Genomic DNA, 15,930 nt, shown 5'->3' with positions numbered 1-15,930 from the left:
CATTATTTTTTTTATTCTTTCAATGTTTATATTTTAGAAACTTCTAGGACCTAAAAAGTTAACCTTAGTTGTTTCTATTAATTTGTCTTTGCTATAAATTTCAATAGTTAATTCGGTCTTATCACCTTTTAATAAACTTTGGTCTAGCTCTATAAATAAAGTTCCTTCTTCTAAACCTTGTTTAGGCACTGTTACAGTATTTTCTGTAGATACTAGTTTTACTGTACCTTTATAATCTTTTAATTTAAAGCTAACGTCTTCAACTGGTTCTGTTGTTTTATTTACCAATTTATAGGTAAATACGTTACTTATTATATTGTTTTCTTTATGCTCGTATAATTGTCCTGGCAACCTTAATACACGTGCTTCAAGTTCGTTTCTTAATTGAAGCATTGCTATTAAAACACCTATTAAAACTGTTAAAACTACAATGTACCCTTTTAGTCTAGCTGTAAGCTTAAATGGCTCTTTGTCTTCAATATTAGCTTCGCTTGCATACCTAATAAGTCCTGTTGGTAAGCCAACTTTTTCCATTATGGTATCACACTCGTCAATACATGCTGTACAGTTAACACATTCTAATTGTGTCCCATTACGTATATCTATTCCTGTTGGACAAACGTGTACGCATTGTAAACAGTCAATACAATCTCCATATCCTAGAGCTTCTCTATCTTCATTTTTACGCCATTTTTTGCGTCCATTTTCGCCTTCTCCACGTTTATGGTCGTAAGCTACAACAATAGATTTAGTATCTAAAAGCACACCTTGTAAACGACCGTAAGGACAAGCAATGATACATACCTGCTCTCTAAACCAAGAAAAAACAAAGTAGAAAATACCTGTAAATATTAGTAACGGAATTAATGTACCTAAATGCTCAAACGGACCGTCTTTTATATATCCTAAAAGCTTATCACTACCAATTAAATAAGCTAAAAAGATATTGGCAATTAAAAATGAAATAATTATAAAAATAGTGTGTTTAAGAACTCTTTTTCTTATTTTTTCACTAGTCCATCCAGATTTTTTAAGTCTTAATTGTTTCCCTCTATCACCATCAATCCAATATTCTATACGTCTAAAAACCATTTCCATAAAAATGGTTTGCGGACAAATCCAACCGCAAAAAATACGACCAAAAGCTACAGTAAATAGAGTAATAAAAATTACACCTATAATCATTGAGATTACAAACAGGTGAAAATCTTGAGGCCAAAACGGAAAGCCGAAAATATTAAAACGACGCTCCAAAACATTGAACATTAAAAACTGATTACCATTTATTTTAATAAACGGTGCTGCAAATAAAAAGGCTAGCAAAAAGTAACTTACGTACTTTCTGTAATCATAAAACTTACCGCTTGGTTTTTTTGGAAAAATCCAAGCGCGTTTTCCTTCTTCGTTTATTGTTGCAATCGAGTCTCTAAAACTCTCGTTGTCTGGAGCTTCCATTTTAACTTATTATTAATCGTTATTTTCTGCTGGAGTAGATTTTTCTACTTCAATAACTTCTGTTTCTATAACTTCTTCTGGTACTTCTACATTATCAACTCCTTCTGGTTTCCAAATATCTCCTTCTGGTTCTTTTGGATTTGCTGGTGTTGTACCTTCTAAAGACAATACATAACTAGCTACTTGCGCCATTTCTATTGGTTTTAGATCGTTTTTCCAAGAAATCATTCCTTTTCCAGATCGTCCACCTTCTGAAATGGTATGGAATACATTTTTAATTCCACCTCCTAAAATCCAGTAGTTATCTGTTAGGTTTGGACCAATTCCTCCTCCACCATCTGCCATATGACAAGCTACACAGTTAGCATTAAAGATAGATTGACCTGCTTTTAAATCGGCAGCATCTGTTAATAACGTTACAGTATTAACATCGACTAAATTTTTAGCTGTTTTCTTATACTCTTCTATTTCAATTTTAGCTTGTGCATATTCTTTTTCTAATTCTTCTGCTGCAAAATCTGCTGTTCCAATAACATGAAATCTTACTAAGTAAACTACTGCAAATACAATTGAAATATAGAATGACCATACCCACCATGGTGGTAAGTTATTATCTAACTCTTTAATACCATCGTAATTGTGGTCTAGGATAATTTCATGTTCTTCCTCAATTGGTTTTTGTTTACCTTTTAATTTATCGTAAATGTTGTTTAAGGCTTTAAATTGAGGCGTTTTTGTTTTACTAGCTAAGTAACGTTCTTTACCAGCTTCATCTAAACTTTGGAAAAGCACGTTTTCTATAGAACCTACTATTCCTTCTATTGCTATAAGTACTAATAAAATTAAAAGTAAGAACAGCATGATAACAGGATACTTTAAAAAAGCTGGCTCGTCTCCTGAATCCACGAAATACTCGATTAATCCGAATATTGTGAAGAATATTACAGGAACTCTTACATATGATGGGAATAAATTTCTCATGATTCTGATTCGTTTTGGTTGTCTAATTCTAGTGGTATATTACTTACTTTAGAGATGTAGTCTTTTTTGGCGGTGATTACCCACCAAAAAAGAACTACAAAAAATCCAAAGAATATAAGAAGTGATAATATTGGGTATATCTCTACACCTGCTATTGTCTCTAAATGATTTTTTACAAATTTCAACATGACGTATTAGTTTTGAGCTGTTGTTTCTTCTGTTTGTTCTACTTTAATATCTGTACCCAAACGTTGCAAGTATGCTATTAAAGCAACAATCTCTCTGTTTTTCATTTCTACAAAGTCTGCACCAGCATTTTTCTTACTTGCTTCGTAAGCAGAAGCAAAATCTGGATCGCTGTAAAGGTTTTTCTCTATTTGAGTACCTTGTTCAGTCATTTGAGCTTGAGCATTTGCAATATCTTCTTCCGTGTAAGGCACACCTAAAGATACCATTGCACGCATTTTAGCTTCGGTTTGAGATTTATCAAGCTCGTTATCAATTAACCATTTATAGGCTGGCATGATTGACCCTGATGATGTACTTTGTGGATCATACATATGGTTGAAGTGCCAGTTATCATTATACTTTCCTCCTAATCTATGTAAATCTGGACCTGTACGCTTACTTCCCCAAAGAAATGGGTGATCGTAAACAAATTCTCCTGCTTTACTGTACTCTCCGTAACGCTCAACTTCACTTCTAAATGGACGTACCATTTGAGAGTGGCAACCTACACAACCTTCACGTATATAAATATCTCTACCTTCTAACTCTAACGGTGTATAAGGCTCTACACTACTAATAGTTGGAACATTAGATTTTACCATTATTGTCGGTACAATTTGAATAATACCTCCAATTAAAATTGCGATAGTAGCATAGATAGTTAATCTAATTGGTTTACGCTCTAACCAAGTGTGCCAACCTTCTCCAGCTACACGTTTTTTAGATACACGTTGCAATGCTGCTGCTTCAGCAAGTTCGTCTTCAACTTTACTACCTTTAGCAATTGTAACAACAATGTTGTATACTAAGATTAACATTCCTGTAAGGTATAACGTACCTCCTATGGCACGCATCCAGTACATTGGGATAATTTCTGAAACAGTTTCTAAGAAGTTACCATACACTAACGTACCATCTGGATTAAATTGTTTCCACATACTAGCTTGAGTAAATCCAGCAACATACATTGGTAACGCATACATTATAATACCTAAGGTACCAATCCAGAAATGTAAATTAGCTAATCCTACCGAATGTAATTTAGTTTTAAATAACTTTGGTACTAAATAGTAAATCATACCAAAGGTTAAGAAGCCATTCCATGCTAAAGCACCAACGTGGACGTGAGCAATAATCCAATCTGTAAAGTGAGCAATTGCATTTACATTTTTAAGAGAAAGCATTGGTCCTTCAAATGTAGCCATACCGTAACCCGTAATTGCAACTACCATAAATTTAAGCACTGGATCTACACGAACTTTATCCCAAGCACCACGAAGTGTTAATAATCCATTAATCATTCCTCCCCAAGAAGGCATTAATAACATTACAGAGAAGGTTGTTCCTAAACTTTGAGCCCATTCTGGTAAAGCGGTATATAATAAATGGTGTGGACCAGCCCATATATAAATAAATATTAAAGACCAGAAATGTATAATTGATAATCTATAAGAATATACAGGTCTATTGGCTGCTTTTGGTACAAAGTAGTACATTAAACCTAAAAATGGTGTTGTTAAGAAAAATGCTACCGCATTATGACCATACCACCATTGTACCAATGCATCTTGTACACCTGCATAAACGGAGTAACTCTTAAATGCACTAACAGGTAATTCTAAACTATTAAATATATGTAATACTGCAACAGTAACAAACGTTGCTATGTAAAACCAAATTGCAACGTATAAGTGACGTTGACGACGTTTTAACATAGTACCAATTAAATTAACTCCAAATGCAACCCATATAAGTGCTATTGCAATATCAAAAGGCCATTCTAACTCGGCATATTCTTTTGATGTTGTAAAGCCTAATGGTAGCGTTATTGCTGCTCCTACAATAATTAATTGCCAGCCCCAAAAGTTAATATTGCTTAACAAGTCGCTAAACATTCTGGCTTTTAATAATCTTTGCGTAGAGTAATAAACACCTGCAAAAATTGCGTTACCCACAAATGCGAAGATAACGGCATTGGTATGTAATGGTCTTAAACGACCAAAACTTAACCATGAAATCCCATCTGTCATATTTGGGAATAAAAACATGAAAGCTAAAATTAGTCCTACTAGCATACCAACTACTCCCCAGAGCATTGTTGCATAGAGAAACTTTTTAACAATCTTGTTATCGTAATAAAATTGTTGCATTTCCATAATAATTGTGATTAGTCTTTGTTGTTTTTAGTTATTGTTTTTTTTGTTTTTATAAGTTCGTCTTCAAAAAGCATTCTTACAGATGGTGTATAACCATCGTCAAATTGTCCGTTTCTTACAGCCATAATAAAGGCTACAAAGAAAATTACAGCAACAATAATGCTTACCGTTAATAATATATATATAACACTCATACCTAATTAGAAGTTATGTTTCAAAATTACTTTAGAAGTCTTGTTTAAAAGATGATATTTATCATGTTTAAAATTATTTTAGTTTTCGGCCAATCCAATTTGTAGCTATTGTAGTGAAAATCACAATACTTATAGAACTTAAAGGCATCAATATTGCCGCAATTACTGGCGCTAATTGTCCTGTAACAGCAAAATATAATCCTATAACATTGTAAAAGAATGACAGCAAAAAGCTCCATTTTATAATTTTTAGTGCACTTTTTGAAGCCTTGATATAACTATACAAGTGATTAAACTTAGAAGCATCCAAAATAGCATCGCAAGCTGGAGAAAACACATTTATATTTTCTGAAATTACTACACCAACATCACTTTGTGCTAATGCTCCTGCATCATTTAGTCCGTCACCAACCATAAGTACTTTTGCGCCTTCAGTTTGATGGTATTTTATATATTCTAATTTATCGTCTGGTTTTTGATTAAAAAGTAACTTAGTTTTTGATGGCAGTAGTTTTTTAAGATTTTCCATTTCACCTTCATTATCCCCAGAAAGTATCGCTAAGTCGTAATCTTTCTTTAGCTTATTAAATAGTTTAGACAATCCTTTACGATAGCTATTATAAAAGGTAAATTTTCCTTTATAAATACTATTAGAACTTACGTGAACAGCTGTATTTAAAACTTCTGTTTCTGTTTGATAACCTACAAATTTTGCAGATCCTATTTTTATATTTTTGGAAGCATGAGAAGCTTCTATACCTTGTCCTAAATGTTCTTTATAAGTATCTAAAGTAATAATATTATGTTCGTCTAAAATATCATAAAGACTTCTACTTAAAGGATGATTAGATCCTCTTAAGGTGTTTTTTAATAAAGTTTCTTCTTCTGTGGTAAGTGGCAAACCTTCATATTTTGCTTCACTTTTTTTGTTTGAAGTAATGGTTCCTGTTTTATCAAAAATTATCGTGTTTATGTGCGATAATTGTTCTATTACAGAAGCATTTTTTAAATAGAACTTTTTCTTACCAAAAATACGCAACAAGTTTCCGAAAGTAAATGGAGCCGATAATGCTATAGCACATGGGCAAGCAATGATTAAAACTGCTGTAAACACATTCATCGCTTTAGAAGAGTCTACATAAAGCCAATATGCAGTTGCTATAAAAGCTATACTTAAGATAATGATTGTAAAACGCTTACTTATAGCGTTTGTTAGCGTTGTAAAACCATCTTCTTTATTTTTATTAAACACATCGTTACTCCATAATTGTGTTAAATAACTTTGCTCTACAGACTTTATAGCCTCCATTTCTATAACACCAGATGTTTGTTTTCCGCCTGCAAATAATTTATCTCCAGATGCTTTTTTAACTGGTTCAGATTCGCCAGTTACAAAGCTGTAATCAATTTTTGCTCTTCCGTTAATTAAAATTCCGTCTACGGGAATTAACTCTTGATTTCTTATTAATAATCGGTCTCCTTTTTCTATATCATAGACTTGAACTGGCACTTCTTCGTTATTAATAATTTTTGTAACTGCAATTGGGAAGTACGATTTGTAATCACGCTCAAAAGATAAAAATGAATAGGTTTTTTGCTGAAAGAATTTACCAAGTAATAAGAAAAATATCAACCCTGTTAAGCTGTCAAAAAATCCTGATCCGTAGTTGAAAATAATTTCTATTGTACTTCTTAAAAATAGAACAATTGCACCTAAAGCAATTGGTATATCAATATTTAAAATTCTGGTTTTAATAGCTTTATACGCCGAAATAAAATAATCTTGTGCAGCATAAAACACTACAGGTAACGAATACGCAAACATTAACCATCTAAAGAGATGTTTGTATTTTTCTAGCCAATACTCATCTACCTCAAAATACTCCGGAAAAGACAAAAACATGACATTACCAAATGCAAAACCAGCAACGCCAAGCTTGTATATTAAGCTTCGGTTAACATTTTCTTTTCCTGTTTTATAATCGTCTAAACTAATGTACGGCTCATAACCTACAGAGCTAAGAAGCAAGACTAGTTCTTTTAAGCTAAACGTTTCTGTATTATAAGTTGCTCGTACGGTCTTTTTACCGAAGTTTACTTGAGATTGCGAAATAGCAGGATTTAATTTGTTTAAATTCTCTAAAATCCAAATACAAGAACTACAATGAATATGCGGAATGTAAAGCGTAACAATTTGTGTTTTGCTATCGTCAAACTCTACTAATTTTTCTATAATTTTTTCTTGTGAAAGAAAATCATATTTACCTTCTATCTCTTTAGGAACAGCTCCTGGAGAAGCTTGAAGGTCATAGTAACATGTTAAATCGCTTTCCGAAAGGATTTCGTAAACCGTTTTACAACCATTACAACAAAACACTTTTTCATCTTTTGTTATTTTGGTATCTGTACATGTATCACCACAATGATAACATACTTTTGCATCCATAATTTGCTCTTTTATACCTGTAACAAAGATTACACTAAAGCTGAAGATATTTTATGATATTTGTCATATTATGTATAATTTTGAAACATTAGTCTTTTAGGTATGAGCAAATGTGAACAATGTATTGTTAGGCAATTTAATAGTTTAAAGGCCTTAACAAAAGAAGAGTTAATGCGTGTTTCTGCATGTAAAACAACTCAAATCGTTAAAAAAGGAGATAACATTTTTGAAGAAGGTGATTCTTTAAATGGTATTTACTGTATAAGAGATGGAGTGTGTAAATTAACTAAATTAAGCGAAAATGGTAAAGATCAAGTTGTAAAACTTGCACTTAAAGGCGGAATGATTGGTCAACGCTCTTTAATTAGTGGAGAACCATCTAACCTTACTGCAACTGCTGTAAATGATATGCAAGTTTGCTTTGTTCCTAAAAGTGAAATTATCCAAGATTTACAAAAGAATCCTGATTTTTCTATGGACGTATTAAAAAATATGGCCAAAGATTTAAAAAACTCTGATGATCAGCTTGTTGATATGGCACAAAAAACGGTTAAGCAACGTCTTGCTAATACGCTTGTTTACATTCATCAAAAATTTGGGAGTGATGAAAATGGTTTTTTAGCACTAACCCTATCTAGAGAAGATTATGCAAGTATTGTTGGTACTGCTACAGAAAGTGCTATTAGAATCTTATCTCAATTTAAAAAACAAGGATTAATTAGTACAAAAGGAAAGCAAATAAAAATTGAAGACGAAGCAGGTTTACTAAGAGTTGAGTAAACTTTATCATATTTTAATAAAAAAAGGTGCAACAATTAATTGTAGCATCTTTTTTGGTTTTAGTTAGTTACTTAGTTAGATGTTTAGTTATTGATATACTTTTACGTAATCTATTATAAACTCTTGAGGAAAAATTGAATCGTCCACATCAGGACCTCCAAAATAACCACCTATTGCCATATTTAAAATAATAAAAAATGGTTTATTAAAAGGATAGTTCTTTTTATCTTTTTCTTCTGGTGAGAAGGTATATACCAACTGATCATCTATATAAAACTTAATAGCATCTTTACTCCAATTGGTTTTATACACATGAAAACCTTCTTCAATATCTCCTATAGTCTCTACATTAGTGTTTACTGATTGACCAAAACTTGATGGTGTGTGTAATGTAGTATGAATCTCATGAGGTGTTTTACCTACATATTCCATAATATCTATTTCACCACAAGCAGGCCAACCAACTTCTTCAATATCTGATCCTAGCATCCAAATTGCAGGCCAAGTTCCGCCAACAGTTGGTAATTTTGCTCTTACTTCCACTCTTTCGTAGGTAAATTCGTATAAGTTTTCTGATTTAATTCTTGCAGATATGCTTTATGGAACAAAATGGAACAACTGACGAACATCTTATCACCTGCCTACCTCAATTTTTATTAGTAACTTAATTAAAAATTGGTGCTGGAATTAACCAGGATAATAAGGCAATGATACCTAATCCTATTAAAATTAATATTAATATGATAAAAAATTTCCTGTTACTCATATGATAAAATTATTATTTATTGATGGATTGTCAGAACAGTATTTGTCCTTAATTTGCCAATCGTGGAAATAACATTGGATTTATAAAAACCAATTTTTCTCAACAAATCGGGTTTTTTATCGATAATACAAATTATGTGGTCGTTATGAGATGCTGCATATTCTTTCAAGCCATATCCAGATTGTATGAACTCTATATTTGATTCTTTCTCCAAAAGTTGTTTTAGGTAAGTGCTTAAGGATTCCAAATTACTAGCTACTTGAGCTGTCAAGTTTTTCTGTTCCTCTAAAACTAGAATTTCAATATCAAGTTTGGTGTTTTTGAAGGTCTTGATGAATCTATCAATTTCTAAAGTGTTAATTCCCAGTTTGAAATCTGAAGAAATTGTGATACAAAGCCCTTTACATATAGAAGTGTTGGGTGGAGCGATTAAGACAGGACAGGTTCTTACTTTTTCTAAAATCATTCCAGTATTCTTACCCACTGTTTTATTTGAGTTACCGGATACTATTACTAAATCTATACCGATTTTTTCAACATTAGTTTTAATGCTTTCGATAAGACCAGAATTTTCGGAAATGGCATAAAAGCTATGTTTGTCATTATCGGAATCTAATGTGCTATGTTCAACCAAAGCACCCAATTGTCTCAATGATTCCTCTTTGGGCTCATCAAAAAAGGCATCATCAGCTGGAAGTAATTCAATAGCATTTAAGCCTGAAACATCATAAGAATACGTATTTAAAAAATAAAATTCGCAGTATTCCTCTTTAAGAAGTTCTGTAACGTAATTAATGGCTACATTACTATTACGAGAAAAATTAGTTGGGATTAATATCTTTTTCATTTTGTTCTTATTAAAAGTGAATATCCAGTTTACTGCTGTTGAAATTCTTAAAGGGTAACCGTGAAAGTAGTTACTTTCACGGTTGCTTATATACAAAAAAATGAGGTGTTTTGCTATTAATCAAATTTTAAACTATGTTCCATTTTTAAATTTTTCAGTACTTATTTTATTATTTCATATCCATTATTTGCGCTGATATCTGCTTATTATGGTATAGAATTGATTTCTAAAACTGTTGCAATCCGTTACAAGTTTCAAATAGTTAGCTCTTCTTTGCTCATGTATTTTTAGCCGATTCAAATCATATTTAACTTTTCCGTACTCATATTCAGTTTTAAGCTCTTGTTCATATTTACATAAATTTGCCATAATTAGGACGTTGTTCCTTCTAATTGCTAAAATTGTATTTGAAACAGACGTATTTTTAATGAGTTTTTTTTCGATTTGTGACATCTGTTCTAATTCACTATTGAAGGCTTCTATAGCCGCCATCCACGTGTGTAATTCATTTAAATCTTTTTTTATACAAAGACGTCTATGTTCATCCATCTTGTGTGATATAATACTGCTCACATGCTTATGTTTATTTAGTCAACACCAACGAGTTTAATTTACCCATGGATTTTATTGAAAAAATCATCCTTGAGACGTCTGTATTTATCCAAATGGTATAGATAACTTCTTCGGTAGCTTTCATGTTCTGTGATATACACCATATCACAAGCCGTATCTTCACACTCTGCAATGTTTGTTCTTGAATTGGAGTATTTAATTAGCGCATTTAACAAGGTTTGATTTTCATTTTGTTTCTTTTCAAAACGTTTTACAACCGTACTATCCTCCAATTTTGTGTTGAAGCCTTGATTACAGATTGTAATAAGATTGATAAGCTCTTTTTCTATATACTTAAGATGGCTCATCCAGTTTTCCAATTCCTTTGTACTGATTTTATGTGTTAGATCTACATCGGAGTCGTGCTTAAATAGACTATTATTAAAACCTGCCATACTCTTGTTTTTTTAAATTGTTATGTTGATATTATTGAATGTCTTTTCTTGTTGGACTTCAATAATTTTTATTTCATGTTGCCCCATAGGAAACTCCCAGGTTACTATATCTCCCTTTGAGTAGCCAATAAGTGCTGCTCCCATAGGAGTGAGAATAGATATTTTATTGTTCTTAACATCCTTATCCGTTGGTGCAACTATTTGAATTGTTTTCTCTATTCCATTATTAAAAATTATTGTCACTTTACTGTTGAATCTAATTACATCTAGTGGCATTTCGCCATTATCAACAATTTGGGCTGTTTTCAATTCATCCAATAATTTCTGATGAGACTTTAGAGTTTGAAAATCTTCAGCATAACCTGAAATGTTAAGTATCCTTTTTAAATAGACGTACTCTTTTTTTTCCATTATTAAACTTCCATATTTCATGTCCTCATGTTTTAAATTTTTATTTATGGGAATATCCCTCTTTGCACATAAGCTTTTTCAATACGTTCAATAGCAATACAATATGCAGCAGTTCTCATGTCTATGCCTTCACGTTTTGCATACTCATAGACTTTATCAAAAGACTCTTTAAGTTTTTTGTGTAGTTTTGCCATGACCTCATCTAATTGCCATAATTCGCCATTACGATTTTGTAGCCATTCAAAATAGCTTCCTACAACACCACCTGAATTGCACAAAATATCTGGTATAATAGTAATCCCTTTTTCTAATAGGATTTTTTCTCCTTCAACATTAGTAGGGCCATTTGCCCCTTCTGCAATGAGAGTAGCCTTTATTACAGGCGCGTTATCTTTTGTAATTTGATTACCAAGTGCCGCAGGAATGCATATATCGCATTCTGTAGCAAAAAACTTTTCATTGTCAAGATGGAATGCTTCTGGATAACCAACGACACTACCTTTATTTGTTTTTGAATAGCTTAATAGATTTTCGACATTAATACCTTCTGCATTTCGTATACTACCAAAAGCATCTTGAACTGCTACCATTTTTGCACCATCCTTTTCTAAAAAATGTGCAGCCCAATAACCCACGTTACCAAACCCTTGAACAATAAATCTTTTATCTATTAAACTTTCGTTGTTTTTTTCTGCCCAAAATTTAATTGATAAATAGACTCCATATCCAGTTGCTCTATCGCGCCCTTCAAGCCCACCACTTCCTGCTGGTTTTCCGGTAACTACATGTTGGTTTGCGGTACGTTCAGCTGGTGGTCTTGTACTCATGTAGGTATCTGCCATCCACGCCATTGTTTGACTGTTTGTGTTAACATCTGGAGCTGGTATGTCATGTTCTGGACCAATATTGTCTGCCAAAGCAAAGGTGAAGCGTCTGGTAATACGCTCTAATTCTCCTTGAGAATATTTTGAAGGGTCTAATTTTATTCCACCTTTTCCACCACCATAAGGCAATCCAGCCAATGAGGTTTTCCAGGTCATCCACATAGCCAATGCTCTTGCAGCATCTATATCTACAGTTGGATGGTAACGTAAACCACCTTTGTATGGTCCTAATGCATTATTGTGCTGTACTCTATAGCCTGTAAAAATCTCCACTTCACCATTATCCATCTTTACTGGGAAGTTTACAATAATCTCATTATTGGTAATGCTTAAGATTTTTTTAATGTTTGGATGAAGTTTAATATGGTTTGCAGCACTTTCAAACTGCTCCATAACATTATCCATCATACCCCTTACGGGTATTTTTTTAGATTTCTTATTTATTTCTTTTGTTAATGTTTCCATTTCTAATATTTAATTAGCGATTACGTTATTTTAGTGAATCTTTTATATTTGAAAATTTAAAAGGGCTGATCCTTATAGTTTCAAAGCTTAATTTGTTATTGTTCGTCCTTTGTGATGACATTGCTCTAAAAAGGGATTTAAAATTCATTTTATCCTGTATTTATATGTTTATACTGTTTTTGTTTATTATAATTTCTTTAATTGGCATAAAAATTTATTTGAAATACCTTTCTGAAATAGACCGCTCATGATATTTAATCCATTATGTATTTATGCCTTGCATAATTACGATTGGGCTTTTTGTCTATTGCTTTCTGACCATTAACTGTTGTTATTAGGGTATTAAAAATCATAACTTTTTGTTTTATTAGTTAAACAAACAATGACTTGCGTTCTTGGAATGTTTCGACTTCTGTGATAACTTCATCGGGCAGCGACTCATCATATTCACTACAAGACCAAACCTTGTCTTTTTGCGCTGTTAAAACACAAGTGTTTACATGTGAACAGCTTGTGCAAATACTAAAGTGATTCATATTGAAAAAAATTATTATTAATTACATATACCCATTGGCAATGCGTGTGCCAAAACAAGAACTCTAAATGAAGAAACTTCGAAAAACCCTTTATTTAAAAGGGTTTTTAGCATGGTTAGTAGTAAATTTAAAATTGGAATAACTGGGGTATAATTACCCGGTTGAGGAAAAAAGTATCAAACCTAATCTTATTGGTCTGCAAGTTTTTGCCGAATGGTCTTTCGGTCTATTTGAAGAATTTCTGCTGCTTTTGATTTATTATTATCAGTAGCTTTCAGTACTTTTTGAATGTATTTTTTTTCCATTACTCGTAATGGAACGAGTTCATCGGAAGGGAAGTTTAAGTTATACTTTAAGTGTTCGGGTAAATGCTGGACTTCAATAACTTTATCGCACATAATAACTGCACGCTGAATAATATTTTCAAGTTCTCTAACATTACCAGGCCATTCGTAACGTTCTAAAATTGTCAGAGCTTCCGGAGTGATTTTTACAAATCTATCTTTATACTCCACTCCATATTTAAATAGGAATTTGTCCACTAATAATTGGATGTCCTCTTTGCGTTCACATAGTGGAGCAATTTCGATTTCAACGACAGTTAAACGGTAAAACAAATCTTCCCTAAAAGTTTGTTTTTTTATCATCTCCCTCAAATCGCTGTTTGTAGCTGCAATGATACGCACGTCTATTTTTTCTGCTTTTGTGGAACCAACTCGCACTACTTCTTTTTCCTGCAGGACACGAAGCAATCTTGATTGAACAGGCAATGATGCATTACCTATCTCATCCAAAAAAATAGTGCCACCATCAGCTGCTTGGAAAAACCCTTCTCTATTGGTTTCGGCTCCCGTAAAAGCTCCCTTTAAATAGCCGAACAGTTCCGCTTCCAACAAATTTTCTGGAATAGCACCACAATTAACTGCGACAAATGGGGCTCTTGAGAATTTGCCCTGATAGTGGATAGCTCGGGCTACCAATTCTTTACCTGTACCACTTTCGCCTTTGATAAAAATAGTTGCCTTATTATCTTTTATACGCTCAATAACTTGGATTACGTCATTTATTTTTTCTGAATTCCCGATGATATCTCCGTAGGCTTTGGTATTTACTTCCTTGTGGCTATCTTCTTTCGTTGGTGCTTTTTGTGAAGCGACCATAGATTTATCAATTGCAGTCTTTAACTCATCCTTTGTAAATGGTTTGGTTAAATAATCTACCACTCCGGATTTAATAGCTGCCAAGGAATCTTGAATGGACGGATAGCCTGTGACGACGAGTTTTGGTAATTTTGGATAATGTTCTGACACAAATTTTATGAGTTCGAAACCATCCACTTCGGGCATTTTTAAATCTGTAATCAATAAATCAATTTGTGTGTCCCTTAAAATGGAGACCGCTTCTTTAACCGATATGGCTTTAAAAACGTGATAATGCCAAGACTGTAAATGGCGCTGCAACAATTCTAGAATGTTTACATCGTCATCCACAATAAGTATGTTTTCCTTGCGTAGTTGCATCTATGAGATTAATCTTTTGGAAGTGTCACCGTAAAGATAGCACCTTTTTTATTATTATTTTGAGCTGTGATGGTTCCTTTATGAGAAGCGACAATACCATGAACGACGCTCAACCCAAGTCCTGAACCTTCTCCTATGGGTTTTGTTGTGAAAAAGGGTTCAAATACTTTATCCATATCCTTTATATCAAAACCTTTTCCTTCATCAGAAATTTTAAGAATGATGTGTTTTTTATTTTGACTTGTCTCAATAGTAACCACTCCATTTTGCTGAGAAAAGTAAATAGCATTCATCAGTAGATTGAACATAATTTGTGTCATTTGTACGGTATCAGCACGCAACATCAAATTTTCATCTTCAATTTTAACGATATATTTTACTTTACTTTTACGAAATGTTGGTTCCAGTAATTTTATTGATTCTTTAATAATACTTACTAGATTAATATGCTTCATTTCCTGTGGCATTGTGCAAGTAAAGAACATCAGTTTTTTAACAACCTCTCTTGAAAATATGGCATTTGTAATGATTTTATCGAGGTCATTAAGAGCTTGTTCATCTTTTTTCAATCTTGATTGTAAAAGCTCCGCAAAACCGAGGATATTGGCTAATGGTGTGTTGAGTTCGTGAGCGATACCTGCTGTAAGTTCACCTAAAGTGGCAAGGCGGTCTGCACGCTCCATCTGACGTTTCATGGAAAGCTCGTTATTTTTAATGTCGATACGCTCCAAAAGATTGCCAATTTTTAAGGCGACATTGTCCAGCAATAATGTTTCTTCTTCTAGAAATTTGTCTGCTTTTAAAGCTGAAGCGTTAAAGGATGCGATGATACGCCCTTTGGGATCATTAAAAATTAAAATGGAACTGACGATTGTTGGATTGGCTGTATTTAATGGTTCGGTGTTTATATTTATAGATGGTGTTTCTATGGAAATCTCTGTCTTGTCGGGATATTGAAAGGCTTTTTTTAAACTGTAAGCAATTGCTTTTATGGTTTGTTCCAGCTGGTCATAATCGGCATTTACAATAATAGATGTCACTTCATAGAGACAGGTTAATTCTTTAATACGCTCTTTTAATTGTTGTTCTGACTTACTCATGTGACGAAACATTTTTATTTCACTTTAAAATAAGCTTAATTTTTAACATCTACCCAATATTTTACAAAAACCACAATTTATTTTTTGCTTCTTGTTTAATGTCGTTTTGGAACCTTGGTACTAATTGCGCCACCATTTCGGGATATTTGATGAT

The 15,930-nt window shown here is 32.8% G+C and carries 15 protein-coding genes; 1 reads left to right on the top strand and 14 read right to left on the bottom strand.

Annotation, left to right across the window (positions count from 1 at the left end):
- Positions 1–33: 33 nt before the first annotated feature.
- From ccoG to INR78_RS10875, 6 genes are all read right to left on the bottom strand, one after another.
- Entirely contained in the window at positions 34–1,455 is a 1,422-nt protein-coding gene (gene ccoG, locus INR78_RS10900) for a cytochrome c oxidase accessory protein CcoG (protein ID WP_223076536.1), read from the bottom strand.
- A 12-nt stretch (positions 1,456–1,467) separates the two neighbouring features.
- Positions 1,468–2,436, bottom strand: a complete 969-nt coding sequence (locus INR78_RS10895; RefSeq protein WP_223076535.1) for a cbb3-type cytochrome c oxidase N-terminal domain-containing protein — start codon at positions 2,434–2,436, stop codon at positions 1,468–1,470.
- Positions 2,433–2,624 (bottom strand): cytochrome c oxidase subunit IV, encoded by a 192-nt coding sequence (locus INR78_RS10890; protein ID WP_027879818.1) that lies wholly within the window; start codon positions 2,622–2,624, stop codon positions 2,433–2,435. Before INR78_RS10890 ends, INR78_RS10895 begins: the two co-directional genes overlap by 4 nt.
- A gap of 6 nt (positions 2,625–2,630) precedes the next feature.
- Positions 2,631–4,820 carry a cytochrome-c oxidase, cbb3-type subunit I gene (ccoN, locus tag INR78_RS10885; RefSeq protein WP_223076534.1) on the bottom strand — a complete coding sequence of 730 codons (2,190 nt, stop codon included), beginning with the start codon at positions 4,818–4,820 and terminating at the stop codon, positions 2,631–2,633.
- 11 nt (positions 4,821–4,831) lie between these two features.
- Complete coding sequence (gene ccoS, locus INR78_RS10880; protein ID WP_223076533.1) at positions 4,832–5,014, bottom strand: cbb3-type cytochrome oxidase assembly protein CcoS; 183 nt, start codon at positions 5,012–5,014, stop codon at positions 4,832–4,834.
- 73 nt (positions 5,015–5,087) lie between these two features.
- Entirely contained in the window at positions 5,088–7,460 is a 2,373-nt protein-coding gene (locus tag INR78_RS10875; RefSeq protein ID WP_223076532.1) for a heavy metal translocating P-type ATPase metal-binding domain-containing protein, read from the bottom strand.
- A gap of 171 nt (positions 7,461–7,631) precedes the next feature.
- Between INR78_RS10875 and INR78_RS10870 the strand changes: the two genes are divergently transcribed.
- Positions 7,632–8,240, top strand: a complete 609-nt coding sequence (locus INR78_RS10870) for a Crp/Fnr family transcriptional regulator (protein ID WP_370632455.1) — start codon at positions 7,632–7,634, stop codon at positions 8,238–8,240.
- A gap of 87 nt (positions 8,241–8,327) precedes the next feature.
- Here the strand turns inward: INR78_RS10870 and INR78_RS10865 are convergent, their stop codons facing one another.
- From INR78_RS10865 to INR78_RS10830, 8 genes are all read right to left on the bottom strand, one after another.
- A complete protein-coding gene (locus INR78_RS10865) occupies positions 8,328–8,822 on the bottom strand; it encodes a family 16 glycosylhydrolase (RefSeq protein ID WP_255593150.1) in 495 nt (164 codons plus the stop codon).
- Between the two features lie 200 nt (positions 8,823–9,022).
- Positions 9,023–9,853 carry a hypothetical protein gene (locus INR78_RS10860; RefSeq protein WP_223076531.1) on the bottom strand — a complete coding sequence of 277 codons (831 nt, stop codon included), beginning with the start codon at positions 9,851–9,853 and terminating at the stop codon, positions 9,023–9,025.
- A 183-nt stretch (positions 9,854–10,036) separates the two neighbouring features.
- Positions 10,037–10,402, bottom strand: coding sequence for a hypothetical protein (locus INR78_RS10855; RefSeq protein ID WP_223076530.1), 366 nt, complete (start codon positions 10,400–10,402; stop codon positions 10,037–10,039).
- A gap of 62 nt (positions 10,403–10,464) precedes the next feature.
- Positions 10,465–10,860 carry a hypothetical protein gene (locus INR78_RS10850; RefSeq protein ID WP_106678569.1) on the bottom strand — a complete coding sequence of 132 codons (396 nt, stop codon included), beginning with the start codon at positions 10,858–10,860 and terminating at the stop codon, positions 10,465–10,467.
- Between the two features lie 12 nt (positions 10,861–10,872).
- Positions 10,873–11,292 (bottom strand): GreA/GreB family elongation factor, encoded by a 420-nt coding sequence (locus tag INR78_RS10845; protein ID WP_223076529.1) that lies wholly within the window; start codon positions 11,290–11,292, stop codon positions 10,873–10,875.
- A gap of 23 nt (positions 11,293–11,315) precedes the next feature.
- Positions 11,316–12,620: a Glu/Leu/Phe/Val dehydrogenase gene (locus INR78_RS10840; protein ID WP_106678573.1), complete on the bottom strand. Its 1,305-nt coding sequence runs from the start codon at positions 12,618–12,620 to the stop codon at positions 11,316–11,318.
- 724 nt (positions 12,621–13,344) lie between these two features.
- On the bottom strand, positions 13,345–14,676 hold the full coding sequence (locus INR78_RS10835; protein ID WP_106678575.1) for a sigma-54 dependent transcriptional regulator: 1,332 nt from the start codon (positions 14,674–14,676) through the stop codon (positions 13,345–13,347).
- An 8-nt stretch (positions 14,677–14,684) separates the two neighbouring features.
- The gene (locus INR78_RS10830) at positions 14,685–15,776 is read right to left on the bottom strand and encodes a sensor histidine kinase (protein ID WP_223076528.1); all 1,092 of its coding nucleotides are present in this window, start codon (positions 15,774–15,776) and stop codon (positions 14,685–14,687) included.
- Positions 15,777–15,930: the final 154 nt, after the last annotated feature.

It is taken from the genome of Mesoflavibacter sp. SCSIO 43206 (genome assembly GCF_019904215.1).
GTDB classification, from domain to species: domain Bacteria; phylum Bacteroidota; class Bacteroidia; order Flavobacteriales; family Flavobacteriaceae; genus Mesoflavibacter; species Mesoflavibacter zeaxanthinifaciens.
This window is presented reverse-complemented; position numbering and strand designations above follow the sequence as displayed.

What these genes read in the sequence shown, in the direction of transcription:
- ccoG (WP_223076536.1), bottom strand. Translation starts at nt 1,455, where the DNA reads ATGGAAGCTCCAGACAACGAGAGTTTTAGAGACTCGATTGCAACAATA.
- INR78_RS10845 (WP_223076529.1), bottom strand. Translation starts at nt 11,292, where the DNA reads ATGAAATATGGAAGTTTAATAATGGAAAAAAAAGAGTACGTCTATTTA.
- ccoS (WP_223076533.1), bottom strand. Translation starts at nt 5,014, where the DNA reads ATGAGTGTTATATATATATTATTAACGGTAAGCATTATTGTTGCTGTA.
- INR78_RS10895 (WP_223076535.1), bottom strand. Translation starts at nt 2,436, where the DNA reads ATGAGAAATTTATTCCCATCATATGTAAGAGTTCCTGTAATATTCTTC.
- INR78_RS10850 (WP_106678569.1), bottom strand. Translation starts at nt 10,860, where the DNA reads ATGGCAGGTTTTAATAATAGTCTATTTAAGCACGACTCCGATGTAGAT.
- INR78_RS10840 (WP_106678573.1), bottom strand. Translation starts at nt 12,620, where the DNA reads ATGGAAACATTAACAAAAGAAATAAATAAGAAATCTAAAAAAATACCC.
- INR78_RS10870 (WP_370632455.1), top strand. Translation starts at nt 7,632, where the DNA reads ATGCGTGTTTCTGCATGTAAAACAACTCAAATCGTTAAAAAAGGAGAT.
- INR78_RS10855 (WP_223076530.1), bottom strand. Translation starts at nt 10,402, where the DNA reads ATGGATGAACATAGACGTCTTTGTATAAAAAAAGATTTAAATGAATTA.
- INR78_RS10830 (WP_223076528.1), bottom strand. Translation starts at nt 15,776, where the DNA reads ATGAGTAAGTCAGAACAACAATTAAAAGAGCGTATTAAAGAATTAACC.
- INR78_RS10875 (WP_223076532.1), bottom strand. Translation starts at nt 7,460, where the DNA reads ATGGATGCAAAAGTATGTTATCATTGTGGTGATACATGTACAGATACC.
- INR78_RS10835 (WP_106678575.1), bottom strand. Translation starts at nt 14,676, where the DNA reads ATGCAACTACGCAAGGAAAACATACTTATTGTGGATGACGATGTAAAC.
- INR78_RS10860 (WP_223076531.1), bottom strand. Translation starts at nt 9,853, where the DNA reads ATGAAAAAGATATTAATCCCAACTAATTTTTCTCGTAATAGTAATGTA.
- INR78_RS10890 (WP_027879818.1), bottom strand. Translation starts at nt 2,624, where the DNA reads ATGTTGAAATTTGTAAAAAATCATTTAGAGACAATAGCAGGTGTAGAG.
- ccoN (WP_223076534.1), bottom strand. Translation starts at nt 4,820, where the DNA reads ATGGAAATGCAACAATTTTATTACGATAACAAGATTGTTAAAAAGTTT.